This window comes from Hyphobacterium sp. SN044, from assembly GCF_021864465.1.
In the GTDB taxonomy this organism is placed as follows: domain Bacteria; phylum Pseudomonadota; class Alphaproteobacteria; order Caulobacterales; family Maricaulaceae; genus Hyphobacterium.
This window is the reverse complement of the sequence record NZ_JAKKUV010000005.1, coordinates 145,936-163,300: the sequence shown is the minus strand read 5'-3', so window position 1 is coordinate 163,300 and position 17,365 is coordinate 145,936. Positions and strand designations below refer to the sequence as shown.

Annotated in this window: 16 protein-coding genes; 4 read left to right on the top strand and 12 right to left on the bottom strand. The window is 66.0% G+C overall.

Annotation, left to right across the window (positions count from 1 at the left end):
• Nucleotides 1–40 precede the first annotated feature (40 nt).
• The gene (ahcY, locus tag L5876_RS08725) at nucleotides 41–1,441 is read right to left on the bottom strand and encodes an adenosylhomocysteinase (protein ID WP_236955868.1); all 1,401 of its coding nucleotides are present in this window, start codon (nucleotides 1,439–1,441) and stop codon (nucleotides 41–43) included.
• A 178-nt stretch (nucleotides 1,442–1,619) separates the two neighbouring features.
• Between ahcY and L5876_RS08720 the strand changes: the two genes are divergently transcribed.
• Nucleotides 1,620–2,441, top strand: a complete 822-nt coding sequence (locus L5876_RS08720; protein WP_236955867.1) for a TIGR00282 family metallophosphoesterase — start codon at nucleotides 1,620–1,622, stop codon at nucleotides 2,439–2,441.
• A gap of 216 nt (nucleotides 2,442–2,657) precedes the next feature.
• Here the strand turns inward: L5876_RS08720 and fsa are convergent, their stop codons facing one another.
• On the bottom strand, nucleotides 2,658–3,311 hold the full coding sequence (fsa, locus tag L5876_RS08715) for a fructose-6-phosphate aldolase (RefSeq protein ID WP_236955866.1): 654 nt from the start codon (nucleotides 3,309–3,311) through the stop codon (nucleotides 2,658–2,660).
• A 164-nt stretch (nucleotides 3,312–3,475) separates the two neighbouring features.
• Between fsa and L5876_RS08710 the strand changes: the two genes are divergently transcribed.
• Entirely contained in the window at nucleotides 3,476–4,237 is a 762-nt protein-coding gene (locus L5876_RS08710; RefSeq protein WP_236955865.1) for a YebC/PmpR family DNA-binding transcriptional regulator, read from the top strand.
• Between the two features lie 4 nt (nucleotides 4,238–4,241).
• The gene (locus tag L5876_RS08705; RefSeq protein WP_236955864.1) at nucleotides 4,242–5,117 is read left to right on the top strand and encodes a protein phosphatase 2C domain-containing protein; all 876 of its coding nucleotides are present in this window, start codon (nucleotides 4,242–4,244) and stop codon (nucleotides 5,115–5,117) included.
• Between the two features lie 129 nt (nucleotides 5,118–5,246).
• Here the strand turns inward: L5876_RS08705 and L5876_RS08700 are convergent, their stop codons facing one another.
• Together L5876_RS08700 and L5876_RS08695 are read right to left on the bottom strand one after the other, a co-directional pair.
• Complete coding sequence (locus L5876_RS08700) at nucleotides 5,247–5,546, bottom strand: hypothetical protein (RefSeq protein ID WP_236955862.1); 300 nt, start codon at nucleotides 5,544–5,546, stop codon at nucleotides 5,247–5,249.
• Between the two features lie 120 nt (nucleotides 5,547–5,666).
• Entirely contained in the window at nucleotides 5,667–6,746 is a 1,080-nt protein-coding gene (locus tag L5876_RS08695) for an SMP-30/gluconolactonase/LRE family protein (protein WP_236955860.1), read from the bottom strand.
• Between the two features lie 191 nt (nucleotides 6,747–6,937).
• On the opposite strand from L5876_RS08695, the gene tkt reads away from it, so the two are divergent.
• Entirely contained in the window at nucleotides 6,938–8,923 is a 1,986-nt protein-coding gene (tkt, locus tag L5876_RS08690; RefSeq protein WP_236955859.1) for a transketolase, read from the top strand.
• A 2-nt stretch (nucleotides 8,924–8,925) separates the two neighbouring features.
• Here tkt and L5876_RS08685 read toward each other — a convergent pair whose 3' ends face one another.
• From L5876_RS08685 to L5876_RS08650, 8 genes are all read right to left on the bottom strand, one after another.
• On the bottom strand, nucleotides 8,926–9,558 hold the full coding sequence (locus L5876_RS08685; protein ID WP_236955858.1) for a glutathione S-transferase family protein: 633 nt from the start codon (nucleotides 9,556–9,558) through the stop codon (nucleotides 8,926–8,928).
• Nucleotides 9,555–10,340: a dihydropteroate synthase gene (folP, locus tag L5876_RS08680; protein ID WP_272906935.1), complete on the bottom strand. Its 786-nt coding sequence runs from the start codon at nucleotides 10,338–10,340 to the stop codon at nucleotides 9,555–9,557. Before folP ends, L5876_RS08685 begins: the two co-directional genes overlap by 4 nt.
• Before the next feature lie 60 nt (nucleotides 10,341–10,400).
• Nucleotides 10,401–12,326, bottom strand: a complete 1,926-nt coding sequence (gene ftsH, locus L5876_RS08675; RefSeq protein WP_236955856.1) for an ATP-dependent zinc metalloprotease FtsH — start codon at nucleotides 12,324–12,326, stop codon at nucleotides 10,401–10,403.
• A complete protein-coding gene (gene tilS / locus L5876_RS08670) occupies nucleotides 12,323–13,708 on the bottom strand; it encodes a tRNA lysidine(34) synthetase TilS (RefSeq protein WP_236955855.1) in 1,386 nt (461 codons plus the stop codon). Before tilS ends, ftsH begins: the two co-directional genes overlap by 4 nt.
• Complete coding sequence (gene ybgF / locus L5876_RS08665) at nucleotides 13,699–14,601, bottom strand: tol-pal system protein YbgF (protein ID WP_236955853.1); 903 nt, start codon at nucleotides 14,599–14,601, stop codon at nucleotides 13,699–13,701. Before ybgF ends, tilS begins: the two co-directional genes overlap by 10 nt.
• 122 nt (nucleotides 14,602–14,723) lie before the next feature.
• Nucleotides 14,724–15,248, bottom strand: coding sequence for a peptidoglycan-associated lipoprotein Pal (gene pal / locus L5876_RS08660; RefSeq protein ID WP_039712272.1), 525 nt, complete (start codon nucleotides 15,246–15,248; stop codon nucleotides 14,724–14,726).
• Nucleotides 15,249–15,392: 144 nt separating this feature from the next.
• On the bottom strand, nucleotides 15,393–16,748 hold the full coding sequence (gene tolB, locus L5876_RS08655; protein WP_236955851.1) for a Tol-Pal system beta propeller repeat protein TolB: 1,356 nt from the start codon (nucleotides 16,746–16,748) through the stop codon (nucleotides 15,393–15,395).
• Between the two features lie 50 nt (nucleotides 16,749–16,798).
• A partial coding sequence (locus L5876_RS08650) for a cell envelope integrity protein TolA (RefSeq protein ID WP_236955849.1) occupies nucleotides 16,799–17,365 on the bottom strand: 567 nt, incomplete at its 5' end.

Sequence of the window (17,365 nt, the reverse complement as noted above, 5' to 3'; positions counted from 1 at the left end):
ATGCGGTCCGGGGCGTTTCCGTTCGGTTCGGGGCAGCCGCCTAGTAGCGGTAGTGCTCGGTCTTGTACGGACCTTGCGCTTCCACGCCGATATAGTTGGCCTGCTCGCTCGACAGCTTGGTCAGGCGCGCACCCAGCTTGGGCAGGTGAAGCGCCGCAACCTTCTCGTCGAGGTGCTTGGGCAGGATGTAGACCTTGTTCTCGTACTGGTCGCCGCGCGTCCACAGCTCGATCTGGGCCAGCGTCTGGTTGGTGAAGCTGGCGCTCATCACGAAGCTCGGGTGGCCGTTGGCATTGCCAAGGTTCACAAGGCGGCCTTCCGACAGAAGGATGATGCGGTTGCCTTCCGGGAATTCGATCAGATCGACCTGCGGCTTCACATTCTTCCACTGGAAGTTCTGAAGCGCCTCGACCTGAATCTCGTTGTCGAAGTGACCGATATTACAGACGATCGCCATGTCCTTCATGGCGCGCATGTGATCGACGGTGATGACGTCCTTGTTGCCCGTCGCGGTGACGACGATGTCGACATTGGAGATCACGTCCTCGACCGTGACGACCTGGAAGCCGTCCATGCAGGCCTGCAGCGCGCAGATCGGGTCGATCTCGGTCACGGCCACGCGGGCACCGGCCTGCGCCAGCGATTCCGCCGAGCCCTTGCCGACATCGCCATAGCCGCAGACGAGGGCGGTCTTGCCGGCCATCATCACGTCGGTGCCGCGGCGGATGGCGTCCACCAGGCTTTCACGGCAGCCATAGCGGTTGTCGAACTTCGACTTGGTCACGGAGTCGTTCACGTTGATCGCCGGGAAGGGCAGCTCGCCGCGCTTGTGCAGTTGGTACAGGCGCATGACGCCGGTCGTGGTTTCCTCGGAGACGCCCTGGATGTTGTCGAGCGCCTTTGCGAACCAGCCCGGATTGGCCGCGATCCGCTTGCGGATCTGTGCGAACAGCCACTTTTCCTCTTCCGACTTCGGCTCGCCGAGTGTCGAGGGATCGGCTTCGGCCTTCTTGCCCAGCATGAGGTACATCGTGGCGTCGCCGCCGTCGTCGAGGATCATGTTGGCGGTTTCGCCATTCGGCCAATCGAAGATCTTGTCGCAGAAATCCCAATACTCTTCGAGCGTCTCACCCTTGTGGGCGAAGACCGGGATGCCGCGCTCGGCGATCGCCGCGGCGGCGTGATCCTGGGTCGAGAAGATGTTGCACGAGGCCCAGCGCACTTCGGCGCCGAGCTCGACGAGCGTCTCGATCAGAACGGCGGTCTGGATGGTCATGTGCAGCGAGCCGGCAACACGCGCGCCCTTGAGCGGCTTCTTGGAGCCATACTCTTCGCGCAGCGCCATCAGGCCCGGCATTTCGATTTCGGCCATCTCGATTTCGGTGCGGCCCCAGCCGGCAAGGCTCAGATCCTTGACGGCGTAGTCCTTCGTGTCGGTCATGTCGGATAATCCTCTTGGGACGATGAAAAACGAAAAGAGAGGGCAGGGTCTCTGGTAAAGCCGCGCGGGCTCTAACACGGGGTTCGCCAAGGCTCAACTTCGTACGGGAACAGACCTGCCTTGCATGTGCGTGACGCTCGATATAGGCCGCACGCCTGATCTTCAAAACGGAGCCCTCATGCGCCTCGCCATTTTCGGAGACGTCGTCGGACGCACCGGCCGCCGCGCCGTGCAGGACCACCTGCCCGGCCTGCGCGAGACGCTGAAGCTCGACTTCGTCGTCGTGAATGCGGAGAACGCCGCCGCCGGCTTCGGCATCACCAAGGGCACGGCGGACGACCTGTTCGACGCGGGCGCGGATGCGCTCACGCTCGGCAACCACGCCTGGGACCAGGCCGAGGCACTGACCCTGCTCGACCAGGAACCGCGCCTGATCCGGCCGGCGAATTACCCGCAGGATCTGCCCATCCCGGGCAAGGGCGCGAACCTCTTCCACACGGCGGATGGCCGCAGCGTCCTCGTCACCAATCTGATGGGCCGGCTCTACATGGACCCGCTCGACGATCCCTTCGTCGCGGCGGAACGCGAATTGTCGAACGCTCCGCTCGGTCAGGTCGCCGATGCGGTGATCGTCGACATGCATTGCGAGGCGACCAGCGAGAAGATGGCGATGGGCCTGTTCTGCGACGGCCGCGCCAGTGTCGTCGTCGGCACGCACACCCATGTCCCGACGGCCGACGCCCGCATTCTGAGCGGCGGCACGGCCTACATCACCGACCTGGGGATGACCGGCGACTACGATTCCGTGATCGGCATGGACAAGGATGAGCCGATGCGCCGCTTCACCTCGCGTCTGCGCTCCGGGCGCATGGTGCCGGCCGAAGGGGAGGCCACCCTGTCGGGCCTGTTCGTCGAGACCGACGACCGGACCGGCCTCGCCGTGCGCTGCGAGCCGATCCGGGTGGGCGGCTTGCTGGCATCGGCGATGCCGGCGGTTTGATAGGGTGACGCTTCCCGGACGCGCGTAGCGCGGTCCGGGATCCAGAAAATTCGAGCGGAGGATGGACCCCGGTCTTCGCTGACGCGAAACCGGGGAGCGTCAGAAAATATCGCATCTATCGTGAGGCCCGGGGTTCCCGCGAAAGCGGGAATCCGAAGCCGGGTGCGGCCTTCAGGTCCCCATTTCCATGGGGACCCCATGAAATGTGGAGGTCGACTAGATCGCCCCGCGGCCGGACTGTTCCCAGTCCTTCAGGAAGGTGGCGAGCCCGGCATCGGTCAGGTCATGCTGGATCATCTTCTCAAAGATCGCCGGCGGGATGGTGCAGGCATCGGCCCCGGCCAGCGCCGAACCCTCGACATGTTCCACCGAACGGATCGAGGCGGCGAGGATGCGCGTTTCATAGCCGTATTCGTCATAGACCGCGCGAATGCGCTGGATCAGCCCGAGTCCGTCCTCGCCCCGATCATCCAGACGACCGATGAAGGGCGACACGAAGGTCGCGCCCGCCTTGGCCGCGAGCAGGGCCTGCGACACCGAGAAGCACAGCGTCACATTCGTGGGATGCCCGTCCGCCGTCAGCGCTGCGCAGGCCTTGAGGCCTTCGAAGGTCAGCGGCAGTTTCACGACGATATTGTCCGCGACGGTACGCAGCTTCTGGCCTTCGGCGATCATCGTCGCGGCATCGGTCGCGACCACTTCGGCGCTGACCGGACCGTCCACGGCGGCGCAGATATTCTGCAGCCCCTCGATGAAATCCCCGCCGGCTTTCGCGACCAGTGACGGATTGGTCGTCACCCCGTCGACAAGGCCGGTCTCGGCGTGGGCGGAAATCAGCGCGGCATCGGCAGTATCGAGGAAAATCTGCATGGCGTCGTCCTGGCGTCTGGCTCTTGAATCTAGGGCCATAGCGGCAAAGCATGAAGCTTCGGTATCACCGGCTTGGACAGGGCGTTTCGATACGCTAGACAACGCGCCACATCAGGACCGGTCGATCCGGTCCCTCCACCCGATTGCATCAGGAGGTTTCGGCCATGGCCGGGCACTCGAAATGGGCGAATATCCAGCACCGCAAGGGCCGTCAGGACAAGGCCCGCGGCAAGCTGTTTTCCAAGCTCTCCAAGGAAATCACCATCGCCGCGAAGATGGGTGGTCCCGACCCCGACATGAATCCGCGCCTGCGTCTGGCCGTGGCCAACGCCAAGGGCCAGTCCATGCCGAAGGACAACATCCAGCGCGCCATCGACAAGGCGGTCGGCGGCGACGTCGAAGCCTATGAGGAAATCCGCTACGAGGGCTTCGGCCCCGGCGGCATCGGCCTGATCGTCGAGGTCTCGACCGACAACCGCAACCGCGCCGCTTCCGACGTGCGCACCGCCTTCTCCAAGAATGGTGGAAACATGGGCGAGACCGGCGCCGTCGCCTTCATGTTCGACCAGGTCGGCGAGATCCGCTTCCCGGTCACCGTCGGTGACGAGGAAGCCGTGTTCGAAGCCGCGATCGAGGCCGGCGCCGAAGACGTGTCGACCGAAGAGGGCGATGAGGACGAACCCGGCGAATACGTGATCATTTGCGCCCGCGAAGACCTCGGTGAAGTCTCCTCCGCGCTGCAGGAAAAGCTGGGCGAGGCGAAATCGGCCAACATCATCTGGAAGCCGCAAAACCTGATCGAGGTCGAGGCCGACAAGGCGGCGGGCGTGATGAAGCTGCTCGAAGTCCTCGACGATCTCGACGATGTCCAGAACGTGTTTTCGAACGCGGACTTCTCCGACGAATCCCTCGCCGGCATGGAATAGGCTCATGTCCGGCATCACCTTCGTCGACGCAGTCAACTTCCCCTCCGGTACCGGAACGGGGGATGACCGCTACGGGTTCGACGAAGGCACCGGCACGGCCTGGGTGGTCGACGGCGCGACCGATGTCGGCACGCGCCGCGTCTTCCCGGACATGATCGAGCGCGAAGCGTCCGGGCCCCTGCTGTTTGAAAGCGATGCGGCCTGGTATGCCGACACGCTGAATACCGCCCTCACCGCGCCGCCGCGATCCGGCGAAGCGCCCAGGGCCTATCTCGAGCGGATCATCGCCGGCGTCGCTGAAACCGCGCGCACCGAAGCGGTCGTGAATCTCGACGCCGAGCCGCGCTACAATCTGCCGAGCGCCGGCGGGATCTGGATGCGCTGCGAAGGCGGCAGCGCCGACTTCGCTGCGCTGGGCGACTGCGTCGCCATCGTGCGCTCGGGCAGCCATACGCATTTCGTCGGCCAGCTCGACCTGATCAAGGCGGAACACGCCCTGAACCGCCAACAGCTGGCCGAACCGGCCGGCAAGGCGGGCGGCTATGCCAATGCGCGCGAGACACGCGGGCTGATGAATACGGAAGGCCATCACTGGGTCTTCTCGCTGCATCCCGAAGCCGCCGCCCGTGCCGAGACCGACCGCGTCCGCGTGTCGGAAGGCGACCATATCCTTCTCATGTCCGACGGCTTCTTCCGCCTCGTCGAACCCTACGGCATCTGCACGGTCGAGACGCTGATGGACCGCGCGCTCGAGGAGGACGGCCTGCTGGCGCTGGTCCGCGACCTTCGCAATGCCGAGCGCAATCCGCAGGACGACGTGAAGATCGGCCGCCTGAAGACGAAGGACGACGCCACCGCACTCCTGGTGCGAGTGGATTAGGTCTCGATCGGAAAAGACCCCTCACCCTGACGTGCGTCTCCTTCGGAGCCGCTCGTCTTTCCCTCTCCCTTGAGGGAGAGGGAGGGGACCCGTCCGAAGCGATAGCGAGGATGGGGAGGGTGAGGGGGCTCAGTCGCCCTCATTCAGGGTGCGCACGATGGCGACGCTCGCCGCGTCATCACCGACCACACCCTCGATGCAGATCCCGCCGGTGAAGGCCGGATTGACCGGACCCCAGTCCGAAACGGTCAGCGCTGCGCCGCGTCCGTCTTCTGCGCGCATCAGATCGTCTTCGCCGATCCGTCCGCAGAAACGGACGGTCTCGCCGGCATGGAGGGCCGGATCGGCGAACACCGCATCGCCCGCAAACGGCGTGGTGGCGCAGGCGGAAAGGGAGAGGGCGGCGAGGATGAAGACAGCGCGGCGCATGGGTTTGGCTCCGGTGAGTGACGGGACACTATCCGTCATTCCCGCGAAGGCGGGAATCCGGTTTCACCGTTGTTCTGGATCCCGGCCTTCGCCGGGAAGACGTGGATTATTCGAGACCTCTCACGGAATCACGAACACGCCTGCCCGCGGCGCTGTCAGCGAACCGATATAGAGCCGGCCTTCCCCGTCCGGCACCACATTGGCGATCATGCCCCATCGCCCGTCCGGGTCGTGCCAGCTGTCGAGATAGTTTCCCTGCTCGTCGACGACGAGGATGAAGCCGCGCGGCGGTCCGGCGCGCAACCAGATCCATTCCGGCAGCTTGGTGATCATCCGCGTCAGGAAGGGGTTGCGGTGCAGGAAGGTCAGCAGCGGCACGCGCTGCGTGTCCATCGCGATATAGAGACGGCCGGTACCGTCGCCGGTCACCCCGTCGGGAATGCCGGGCAGGTTTTCGGCGACCACTTCCCATTCTCCGGCGCGCGGGCCTTCGATCCAGTAGCGCGACAGGCGGTAGCGGAAGGTCTCGATCACGAAGACGGATTGCCCGTCTGCGGCCATGGCCACGCCATTGGCGAAATAGAGATCGTCCTGCAGGAGGTCGATCGTGCCATCCATCTGCAGGGCATAGAAGAGGCCATAGGGCCGGTTCTCCGCCATGTCGTACTGGAAGCTCGGCTCGCCATTGCCGTTCGGCCAGCGCCAGGACGCATCGGTGACGTAGATCGTGCCGTCCGCGGCGATATCGAGATCATCCGCGAAACCGAAGGGCCGGTAGGCCGGACCGCTCGAGATCAGCTCGACCGCACCTGAATCCACATCAATCGCATAGACGCCGTCCGACGCGGCCGCGATCAGCCGGCCTTCGGGATGCCATTGCAGGCCCAGAACCGGACGATTGTCGGTCACTTGCGCGACGACGCGCGCCTCGCGACCCGATTCCGACACCCACATCAGCGTGCCGTCCGGCTGTCCGGTGTAGAAGCCACCCCCGGGGGCCAGCGCGATGTCTTCGCTGGAATGGATCAGTCCGTCGCCCCGTGCGCCCGCATCGGCCAGCGCGCCGTCGGGTTCGAGGACGCCGGTCAGTTCCGGTGGCTCCGGCTCGTCCCAATAGGCCGGGTCGACGCGTGCTGGCCAAAGCCACCATACCAGTAGAAGCAGGGCGATCGCGCCCAGAATGATGCCGAATGTGCGCATGGCCCCTCTCCCCCAAAGTTCGATCGTAGCGCGTCCGCTGCGATCTGGCGAAGCCGGGCTGCGGACCGGACTCCGCTTTTCCACGGCGAAGCGTTAGGACCCGGCCCGTACCCGCGATTCAATCCGCCGCGCCTGCCGCGAATCCCGTTAGGCTCGGTTCCGCTCGCGCCACCGCTCGCCCGGGGAATGACATGACGACCGAAACCAGCCTCGATCCGGCGCGTACGCGCCAGCTCGCCAACGCCATTCGCGCCTTGTCGATGGATGCGGTCGAACAGGCCAATTCCGGTCACCCCGGCATGCCGATGGGCATGGCCGACGTGGCGACCGTCCTGTGGACGCGGCATCTGAAATTCGACGCGGCGGATCCCGCCTGGCCGGATCGCGATCGCTTCATCCTGTCGGCCGGTCACGGCTCGATGCTGATCTATTCCCTGCTTCATCTCGCCGGTTTCGAAGAGGTGACGCTGGACGAGATCAAGAACTTCCGCCAGCTGGGCTCAAAGACGCCGGGCCACCCGGAATACGGCCATACGGCAGGCGTGGAGATGACGACCGGCCCGCTGGGTCAGGGCATTTCCACCGCCGTCGGCTTTGCGCTGGCAGAGCGGATGATGAACGCCCGCTTCGGCAGCGATCTCGTTGATCACCACACCTATGTGATCGCGTCGGATGGCGACCTGCAGGAGGGCATCAGCCACGAGGCGATCTCGCTCGCCGGGCACCTGAAGCTGAACCGCCTGATCGTGCTGTGGGACGACAACGAGATCTCGATCGACGGTGACACCCGCCTGTCGGAATCGACCGACGTGCTGAAACGGTTCGAAGCCGCCGGCTGGACGACCAGCCGCATTGACGGCCACGATCCGGCGGCGGTCGATGCCGCGCTCGAAGCCGCCAAGGCGAGCGACAAACCCGTTCTGATCGCCTGCCGCACGACGATCGGTTTCGGCGCGCCGACCAAGGCCGGCAAGGCCTCCTCGCATGGTTCGCCGCTGGGGGCCGACGAGATCACGGGCGCGCGCGCCGCGCTCGAATGGAGCCATGGCGCGTTCGACTTGCCGGCGGATATCGTCGAGGAATGGCGTGCCGCCGGCCGCCGCTCGGTCGCCGATCGCGCCGCCTGGCAGGACCGGCTCGCCGCGTCCGGGCGCCAGAGCGAGTTCATTTCGAGCCTCGCCGCGGACATGCCCGAGAGCGTTGCCGCGATGATGGCGAACTACCGCAAGGAACTGACCGGGACCCGCCCGGCGCTCGCCTCGCGCGCCTCGTCGGGCGAAACGCTGAACCGTCTCGTCCCGGCCTGGCCCGAATTGGCGGGCGGGTCGGCGGACCTGACCGGGTCGAACCTGACCAGGGCCAAGGACCAGACCATCCTGTCGGCGGACGATTATTCCGGCCGCTACATCCATTTCGGCGTGCGAGAACACGCCATGGCCGCCTGCGCCAACGGGATGAGCCTGCATGGCGGCGTGCGGCCCTATATCGGCACCTTCCTGGTCTTCGCCGATTATTGCCGCCCGTCGATCCGGCTCGCCGCGCTGATGCGCCAGCCGGTCACCTATGTCTTCACGCACGATTCCATCGGCCTTGGAGAAGACGGCCCGACCCACCAGCCGGTCGAGCATCTCGCCTCGCTGCGGGCCATGCCGAATGTCCGCGTCTTCCGCCCCGCCGATGCGCTGGAAACCGCGGAATGCTGGGAAGCGGCGCTGAACGAGACGGGCGGTCCCTCGGTCCTCGCCCTGTCGCGTCAGAAGCTGCCCTTCCTGCGCAATGACGATGGCAGCGAGAACCTCTCCGCCAAGGGCGCCTATATCCTCCGCGACGGCGCGGATGGCGTCTTCATCGCCACCGGTTCGGAAGTGAAGATCGCGATGGATGCCGCCGAGATACTCGAGGCCCAGGGACATTCCATTCGCGTCGTTTCCGCGCCGAGTCTCGAACTCTTCGCGGCGCAATCTGACGAATACCGCGACACCGTCCTGCCGCGTTCCATGCCCGTGGTGGCGGTCGAGGCGGCCGCCCGCTTCGGTTGGGACCGCTGGATCGGCCGCGATGGCGGCTTCGTCGGCATGGACAGCTTCGGCGAATCCGGTCCGATCGAAGACCTCTACGCGCATTTCGGCATCACCGCCGAGCGCGCGGCGGAGGAAATGCTGAAGCGGCTGACCTGACCCTAATTTTGTTGGAAGTTGCGCGCGAAGACCCGCGCGACGACCGGGTGCGCCTCGGTGCGTTCGACGATCGCATTGAGCGTCGGGCAATTGGTCCGGAACCAGTCGCGCCCCGGCGACCAGTGGCTCATCATCGCCGCATAGATGTCGAGCACCGTCATCGTGTCACCAACGATGAAGGTCGCGGGTTTGATCTGCGCTTCCATCAGCTGCCACAGCGCCCGGCGGCGGGCGAGCGCGCCCCTGACCAGCATGTCATGCCCCGCCGGGTCCTCGAAGAAGCGGCCCGGCTTGTCGCTGATCGCGTAGGTCGAATAGAAATTCGCCGCGAGGAAGGTCAGCCAGCGCAGGAAGGTGGCGCGGCCCTTCGCGCCCGGCTTCGGCGCCAGATTCGCATCCGGGAAGATCTCCGACAGATAGATCAGGATCGCCGCGCTTTCCGTCATCAGCGTGCCGTTGGGCAATTCCAGCGCCGGCACTTGCAACAGCGGATTGATGGCTTTGAGGCGCTCGAACGCCTCGCCCGCCTCGAACGGAGAAGCCGGCACGAAGTGATAATCGGCCCCGGCGATGTCCAGCACCGCCTCGACACAGGTCGAGCCCGTGCCCTCCGCCCCGTACAGCGTGAAACTCATCCCTCAATCCCCTCGATGGCGGCTGAAACCGTCAGCGCCTGAACCGTCTCGCGCACGTCATGGACGCGCAGAATTGCTGCACCCGATGCTGCGGCATGCAAGGCCACGGCCAGCGATCCGCCGAGACGGTTATCCGATTGCGATCCCTCGTCAATCGCCGCGATGAAACGCTTGCGCGACGCACCGATCAACAGTGGAAATCCGTGCGCCGAGAGCGCTTGAATGCTGCGCAGCAATTCGAGGTTATGCTGCAGCGTCTTTCCGAAGCCGATGCCCGGGTCGATCCAGATTCTGCTGCCCGGAATGCCGGCCGCCATCGCCGCCTTCGCACGTTCCAATAGGAAGGCTTCGACCTCCCCCGCCACGTCGTCATAGGCGGGCGCGTCCTGCATGGTGCGCGGCTCGCCCTTCATGTGCATCAGGCAGACGGTCGCGCCCAGTTCCGCGGTGGTCTCGAGCGCGCCTTGTGCCCGCAGCGCATTCACATCGTTCCAGATCGTGGCGCCGGCGGTGAAGGCCGCACGCGCCACGCCCGGCTTCATCGTGTCGATCGAGATCGGGATGGCTGTTTCACGCCGCAGGGCCTCGATCACCGGGACAGTGCGCGCGATCTCTTCGGCCTCGCCAACCGGCTGCGCGCCGGGCCGGGTCGATTCCCCGCCAATGTCGAGAATGTCCGCGCCATCGGCGACGAGTTTCAGCCCGTGCTCGACCGCGCGCGGCAGGTCGTCGAACTGCCCGCCATCGGAAAAACTGTCCGGCGTGACATTGACGATGCCCATGACGAAAGGCCGCCCGCGCGTGCGGACGGCCTTCATCAGGTCAGCAGGAAGTCCGGTCACTCAGGCCCCTTGCGGCGACGCGCCGCCGGGGGCGGGACCTTCCTCGTCTTCCTCGTCCGTCACCGGGACCGCGCCGGTCGGCGGGGCGCCGGTCGGGGTCGTATCCTCGCTGGGACGGACAGGCGGATTGCCCTTCAGAAGCTCGGTGATCTCGTCGCCGGAGAGGGTCTCGTATTCGAGCAGGCCCTCGGCAAGCGTCTCCCAGTCCTTGCGCTTCTCGGTCAGGATTCTCCGCGCCGTGGTATTCGCCTCGTCGATCAGGCGGCGAACTTCCTCCTCGATGATCCTGGCGGTTTCGCCGGAGATCGATTTGGAGCGCGTGATCTCCTGTCCGAGGAAGACGTTCTGGCCGCTGCTGTCGGAATAGTCGATCGTGCCGAGCTTGTCGGAGAAACCCCAGCGCGTGATCATCGCGCGGGCGACACGGGTCGCCTGCTGGATGTCGGACGACGCACCCGACGTGATCTTCTCCTTGCCGAATTTCAGCTCCTCGGCGATCCGTCCGCCCATCGCGATGGCGAGGAAGGATGTCATCTGGGTGTAGTTCTCCGACAGCTTGTCGGCCTCGGGCAGGCGCATCACCATGCCGAGCGCGCGGCCCCGCGGGATGATCGTCGCCTTGTGGACGGGATCGGCCTCGGGGACGTTGATCGAGACGATGGCGTGACCGGCCTCGTGATAGGCCGTCAGGATCTTCTCCTTCTCGCCCATCACCATGGAGCGCCGCTCCGGCCCCATCATCACCTTGTCCTTGGCATCTTCCAGTTCCGCCATGGAGACGACGCGCTTGTTGCGCCGCGCAGCCAGCAGGGCTGCCTCGTTGATGAGGTTGGCGAGATCCGCGCCGGAAAAGCCCGGCGTGCCGCGCGCGATCGTCTTCGGATCGACATCGGCTGCCACCGGCACGTTGCGCATGTGGACTTTGAGGATCTTTTCGCGGCCGGAAATGTCCGGGTTGGGGACGACGACCTGGCGGTCGAAACGGCCCGGTCGCAGCAGGGCCGGGTCGAGCACGTCGGGGCGGTTCGTCGCCGCGATGAGGATGATCCCCTCATTGGCTTCGAAGCCGTCCATTTCGACCAGAAGCTGGTTCAGCGTCTGCTCGCGCTCGTCATTGCCGCCGCCGAGACCGGCGCCGCGCGACCGGCCCACCGCATCGATTTCATCGATGAAGATGATGCAGGGCGCGTTCTTCTTGGCCTGTTCGAACATGTCGCGGACGCGGGACGCACCCACACCGACGAACATTTCCACGAAGTCGGAACCGGAGATGGTGAAGAAGGGCACATTGGCTTCGCCCGCGACGGCGCGCGCAATGAGCGTCTTGCCCGTACCCGGAGGGCCGACCAGCAGCGCGCCTTTCGGGATCTTGCCGCCGAGGCGCTGGAATTTGGACGGGTCTTTCAGGAACTCGACGATCTCCTGAAGCTCTTCCTTGGCTTCGTCGACCCCGGCCACATCCTCGAAGGTCACGCGGCCCTGACGCTCGGTCAGCAGGCGCGCCTTGGACTTGCCGAAGCCCATCGCACCGCCACGGCCGCCGCCCTGCATCTGGCGCATGAAGAAGATCCACACGCCGATCAGCAGCAGCATCGGGAACCACTGGATCAGGATGGTCCAGAAGCTCGGTCCGGTCTGGCCCGGATCGGCACTGATCTCGACACCATTGTCGCGCAGCGTGGAGATCAGCTGGTCGTCCTGCGGCGGCAGGTTCGCAATGAAGGTCTCGCCGCTTCCATTCTGGCCGATGATGCGCTCGCCACGGATTTCCGCGCGATTGATCGCGTCCGATTCGACCTGGTCGAGGAATTGGGAATAGCTGATCTGGTTGGCGTTCGCGTTCTGCGGCGGACCCTGAAGCAGGTTGAACAGCGCCACCAGCAGAAGGAGGACAATGCCCCAGATGAGAAGATTGCGAAGGTTCATGTGTCTAACACTTCCAGATCCGATCCCCGGGGATATGGGGCGTCGGAGAATGAATTGCGAGAGCCGTCTTCACCGGCTTTCAGCGCGATTGCCCGATCAAACCACGCCGGCGGGCGTCCGGCAAAGAGCGTTCGTGCGGCCAGGGCCGGTCCGAGCCATCCCGTCCTGACACCGTCCAGCGTATCGAGGCCTGCCACCGCAAGCACCGTGCCGCCTTGCCGCAGCGCCGGCAGTGTCTGCCGCGCCAGGCCCGGAACGTTATCGAGCGACCCCGTCCCGGCATAGCCGGAATAGTCGGCCCCCAGGGGTCCGATGTCGAGCCCGTCCCGACCGGATGTTACGCCCCAGCGCCCGTCCCAGACCCGCATTTCACCGGGTTCGAGCGGCACGGTGGCAATCGGGTCGCGGCCGGGTTCACGGACCAGCCACAACCCGCCCCTGAACGGCGTCAGGGCGGCCCCGCCCCCCGTCGCCGGTTCACCGTCGGCCAACCCGTTCAGGACGGCGTCCACGCCGCGCGGTGTGGGCAGGGGAGAACCCGACACCATGGCGATGGCCGCGGCGACCGCCCTCCGCCGAAGCCCGGCCGGCGCGGCGTTCAGGGCTTCCCGGTTGAGCAACATCCCGCCCCACGGCTTGATGTCAGCCGTGCCGAGCAGCAGCCGGGCCGCAGCCCCCGCCAGGGCCTCATCGATCACGCCGGACGTCTCCGACAGGCCGGACAGTCGGGCCGTTTCGAAGCCGTGAGCGCCGAGACGGCTCAGGATCTTCCGGACCCGGATGCGCGTGAAGTCCGCATTCTCGTTCGACGGATCGTCGATCCAGTCCAGACCCTGGGCCGACAGCCAGTGCCGGACGCCGGCGCGTGTCTGGTCGATCAGCGGGCGGGCGATCCAAAGCCCGTCGCCTTCCGGCCAGACCGGGTGCGGCGACAGCGGCGGCATGGCGATCAGGCCGGAAGGGCTGGCACCGGCGGTGAGGCGCATCCAGACCGTTTCGGCGCGGTCGTCGCGCGTATGTCCCAGAAGGATGGTTTCCGCACCGATCCGTCTGGCTTCACGCGCCAGTTCGGTCAGCCGCCACTCACGGGCGGCCGCCTGCAATCCCGATTTCGGAGTTGCGCCGGCGCGCCGGACGATGCTGACCGGAACGCCTTCTTCCCTCGCCATGACGGCGGCCCGTTTCGCCTCGTCTGCGCTTCCCGGTCGGAAGCCATGGTCGCAGACCAGCGCATGTACCGCGCGGCTGCCCATGCGGCACCACCGCGCAGCGAGGATCAGAAGCGTTCGGGAATCCGCCCCGCCGGACAGGCCGATCAGGACCGGCCCGGTTCCGGCAACGAGCGTGTCGAGACGCGCGGCGGTTTCAGCGCCTAGCGGCACCCGATCCGCATCGCCTCGCGGTTGGCCCGCGCCCGCGCGTCGGCGGTCGCATTCGGGAACTGGCCTGAGAAGCGGCCCAGCGTCTGGCAGGCATCGCTGTCACGGCCAAGATTGGACAGTGAGGACGCAAGCCGCACCAGCGCGTCGGGTGCCTTCGGACCGCGACCATCGGCGCGCAGCGAGGCGATATAGGCGTCGGCGGCTTCGGCGAAGTCCGAATTGATGAAATAGGTTTCGCCCAGCCAGAACTGCGCCTCGTCGGCGCGTTCATGGTCGGGATAGTCCGCGACGAAGGCCTCAAATCCCTCCTGCGCGCCGAAGAAATCACCATCGAGCAGGCGGCTCTCGGCCTCGGCATAGAGCGTGTTGGGGTCGCGGACGGGCATGTTCGCCGCCCCTGCCGGCGCGCGCGTGTTCGGACCACCCAGCGGCTGGGTCGCGGCGGCGCGCTGCTCGGCGTAAGGATCCTCGGGATTGGTCACCGCGTAGTTGCCGGTCAGGTCGGCGGGTCCGCCATTGCGGCCGGTCTGGCCCGAACCCGCATTGCCTGCGCCGGTCATTGCTTCGTCGCCGAAGCCGGCATCGCCTGCGGGCGGGCTGCGCATCAGCGTGTCGACATCACGGCCCAGGCGTTCGAGTTCCTGGCGCATGCGCCGGTTCTGGAATTCCAGCTCCTCGATCGTGCCGCGCAGATCGCGCATTTCGCTCTCCAGCCCATCCATCCGGACCAGGAGCTGTTCGGCGACCGGGTCGCCGGCGAGGAAGCGCGATTCCATCTCGGCAAGACGGGCTTCAGCGGCATCGAGCCGCGCCGCCATTTCGCGCCGGGACTGGGCGTCCGCCGGAGCGGCGAGGAGGAGGATGAGCGGGAGGAGGACGAGATAGCGTGACATGGCACCAACCCTGTTCGTCGAGCACGGCAAAAATACGGCGTTCGGCGGATAAGGAAACGCCCGCCCGGCGTGGGCCGGACGGGCGTCTCGTTTCACCGGTCAGATCATCCGGGGCGTTCGAACTAGCTGTTCGAGCCGCCCTGGATCATCGTGATCGCATTCCGGTTCTGCGCCCAGCAGGCTTCGTTCGACTGCATGCAGCTCGGGCGCTCCTTGCCGTAGGACACGGTGGAGATGCGCGACGGCGACACGCCGAGGCTGACGAGATAGTCGCGGGCCGCATTGGCGCGGCGGGCACCGAGGGCGAGATTGTATTCGCGCGTGCCGCGCTCGTCGCAATTGCCGGCGACGAGAATGGTCGTGCCGGGATAGGCGTTCAGCCACTCGGCCTGACGGCGGAGGGTTTCACGCGCTTCCGGGCGCAGCGAATACTGGTCGAGATCGTAGAACACCCGGTCGCCGGCGGTGGCGACGAAGTGGGCTTCCGTGCCCGGTGTCGGGCCCTGATAGGTGTCGCCCCGCGGCGGGGTGGTCTGGTCGGCGACCGGACCCGAGGTCGGAGGCTGGGTGTTGTCTTCAGGCGGCGTCGAGGCGCAGGCTGCCGCGAGCGCGGCGATGCTGGCTACGGCGAGAAACTTGATATTCATGCGTGCGTCATCCCTTCTGAACCGCACCCGGTCCGGCATGCGGTATGACTCCCAACTGACGTGTCTTTGCGGCGTATTCGTGACCGACGGACCTTTCATTGTACAGATTTCCGGGGTCGTGAGAAAAAGTTAACGCCGTCTGCCTCAATCAATCAAGGGCGACCATGCCGGATCGGAGGCGGCGCCACGGATCGGCGCGGGCCGCAGATTGAAGCCCGCAAGATCAATACTCCAGATGGCGTATTGGGTTCCGTTCGAGGAACGGTCCCCGCGCGTGAACAGCAGCACGCGGCCGTTGGGCGACCAGGCCGGGCTGTCGACGAAATAACCCTCATAGAGAATACGCTCCTGTCCGCTGCCGTCGGCGCGTACCACACCGAGCGCGAACTGGCTGCCGCGCTGCTTCACGAAGGCGATCAGGTCGCCGCGCGGTGACCACACCGGCGCGGTATAGCGGCCTTCGCCATAGGTGATGCGCTGGGCCGGGCCGCCATTGGCGTCCATGACATAGAGCTGCGAGCCACCGCCCCGCGCCGAGGAGAAGACGATCCGGTCGCCCTCGGGCGAGAAGGACGGCTCGACATCGTCGGCCGGGTGATCGGTCAACCGGGTCAGCTGGCGCGAGCGCAGATCAAAGCGGTGAATGTCGTGACCGGCCTGGCGCTCGATCGCGACGACGAGGCTCTGTCCGTCCGGCGAGAAACGCGCCGACAGCGACTGGCCGTTGGCGTCGACCTGCGCGAGGCCGCGCGTGCCGGTCGCGAACAGGGCTTCCTGACGGCCGGTCTCGAGATCGTAGAGATAGGTCGTCGCATGGCCGTCGATGAACGAAACGTAGGCGATCTGCTGCGCGCTCGGCGAATAGTTCGGCAAGAGCGCCATATAGGACCGGTCGGTGAGGTAGGACGGGTTGGCCCCGTCCTGGTCCATGATCGCCAGGCGCCGTGTCGGGATGCCGTCCGGGCCGGTGCCCTCGGCGACATAGACGACCCGCGTGTCGAAATAGCCGGTCTCGCCCGTCAGCCGCTCATAGACCGCGTCGGCGACCTTGTGCGCCACGCGGCGCCAGTTTTCCGGTGCGGTGACAAATTGCAGGCCGAGCATCTGCTCTTCCAGACGCGTATCCCACAGGCGGAAGGCCACCAGCAGGCGTCCATCGGGCTGCTGCGTCACCCGGCCGGCCAGAAGCGCGTCGGCCTCGATGATCCGCCAGTCCTGGAAGCGCGGACGCAGGTCGATATTGGTGATGGTCTCGATAAAGGCGTTCTGCGGGATCGAGGTGAATAGCGCCGAGGATGCGAGGTCGTTGCGGACCACTTCGGCGATGTCCGCGCCATAGAGATCGCCCGAACCGTTCTCGACGAAGTCCGGAATGGCGATCGGAGTCGGTTCCAGATTGCCTTCGTCGATTGTGACTTGCAGCGGCTGCTGTGCGAGCGCGGCCGTGGACAGGATGAGCGACAGGACGAGAGCGAAGAAGGGGCTGGTGACGCGAAGCATGTCGGCGGGCTCCTCAGGAGTTCGGGTCGGCGTCCGGGCGTATTGCCCGATCAGAATGTATCGTTTCGGAAAGTGACATCGATAAGGCGCCATTGCGCGTATTGTTCCGATGGCAGCCGGTAAGGCGCGCAATCGATGATCGCGGCCAGAGCGCGGTCCTGCGCTACCTGCCAGTACGGGTCGCCGGACGACCGGATGCGCGCGGCATTCGCAGCCACCGGCGGCCCGGCAAGCGTTCCATCGCGGTTCAGGCGGACCTCCACATTGACGATCAGCCGCTCCGGATTCGGCGCATCGCGCGAATTGCGCCAGCAGCGATTGGCCTGGCTGCGGATCAGGTCGGCGAGCGTCGCGGTATCGGCGGTGCCCGAGCCGACCGCGCGCTGGGTTTCGCCCTGCTCGGTCGCGCGGTTGGTCTGGGGTTGCGAGCGCGACTGGTTCACCAGATCCGACAGGCTGTCGAGGTCGAGCGCGTCGGATTGCGTCCGCTGCTGGGTCTGTTGCGGCGGCGTGCGCGGGGTTTCGCGCGGCGCGGGAGGATCTTCGACCTCCGGCTCGGCCTCGACTTCTACATGCTCCAGGAACATATGGTCCCGAAGCACCAGTAGGGGATGTGC

Bases quoted from the DNA above. Each gene is read 5' to 3' on its own strand.
- ahcY (WP_236955868.1), bottom strand. From the start codon at position 1,441: ATGACCGACACGAAGGACTACGCCGTCAAGGATCTGAGCCTTGCCGGC.
- L5876_RS08720 (WP_236955867.1), top strand. From the start codon at position 1,620: ATGCGCCTCGCCATTTTCGGAGACGTCGTCGGACGCACCGGCCGCCGC.
- fsa (WP_236955866.1), bottom strand. From the start codon at position 3,311: ATGCAGATTTTCCTCGATACTGCCGATGCCGCGCTGATTTCCGCCCAC.
- L5876_RS08710 (WP_236955865.1), top strand. From the start codon at position 3,476: ATGGCCGGGCACTCGAAATGGGCGAATATCCAGCACCGCAAGGGCCGT.
- L5876_RS08705 (WP_236955864.1), top strand. From the start codon at position 4,242: ATGTCCGGCATCACCTTCGTCGACGCAGTCAACTTCCCCTCCGGTACC.
- L5876_RS08700 (WP_236955862.1), bottom strand. From the start codon at position 5,546: ATGCGCCGCGCTGTCTTCATCCTCGCCGCCCTCTCCCTTTCCGCCTGC.
- L5876_RS08695 (WP_236955860.1), bottom strand. From the start codon at position 6,746: ATGCGCACATTCGGCATCATTCTGGGCGCGATCGCCCTGCTTCTACTG.
- tkt (WP_236955859.1), top strand. From the start codon at position 6,938: ATGACGACCGAAACCAGCCTCGATCCGGCGCGTACGCGCCAGCTCGCC.
- L5876_RS08685 (WP_236955858.1), bottom strand. From the start codon at position 9,558: ATGAGTTTCACGCTGTACGGGGCGGAGGGCACGGGCTCGACCTGTGTC.
- folP (WP_272906935.1), bottom strand. From the start codon at position 10,340: ATGGGCATCGTCAATGTCACGCCGGACAGTTTTTCCGATGGCGGGCAG.
- ftsH (WP_236955856.1), bottom strand. From the start codon at position 12,326: ATGAACCTTCGCAATCTTCTCATCTGGGGCATTGTCCTCCTTCTGCTG.
- ybgF (WP_236955853.1), bottom strand. From the start codon at position 14,601: ATGTCACGCTATCTCGTCCTCCTCCCGCTCATCCTCCTCCTCGCCGCT.
- pal (WP_039712272.1), bottom strand. From the start codon at position 15,248: ATGAATATCAAGTTTCTCGCCGTAGCCAGCATCGCCGCGCTCGCGGCA.
- tolB (WP_236955851.1), bottom strand. From the start codon at position 16,748: ATGCTTCGCGTCACCAGCCCCTTCTTCGCTCTCGTCCTGTCGCTCATC.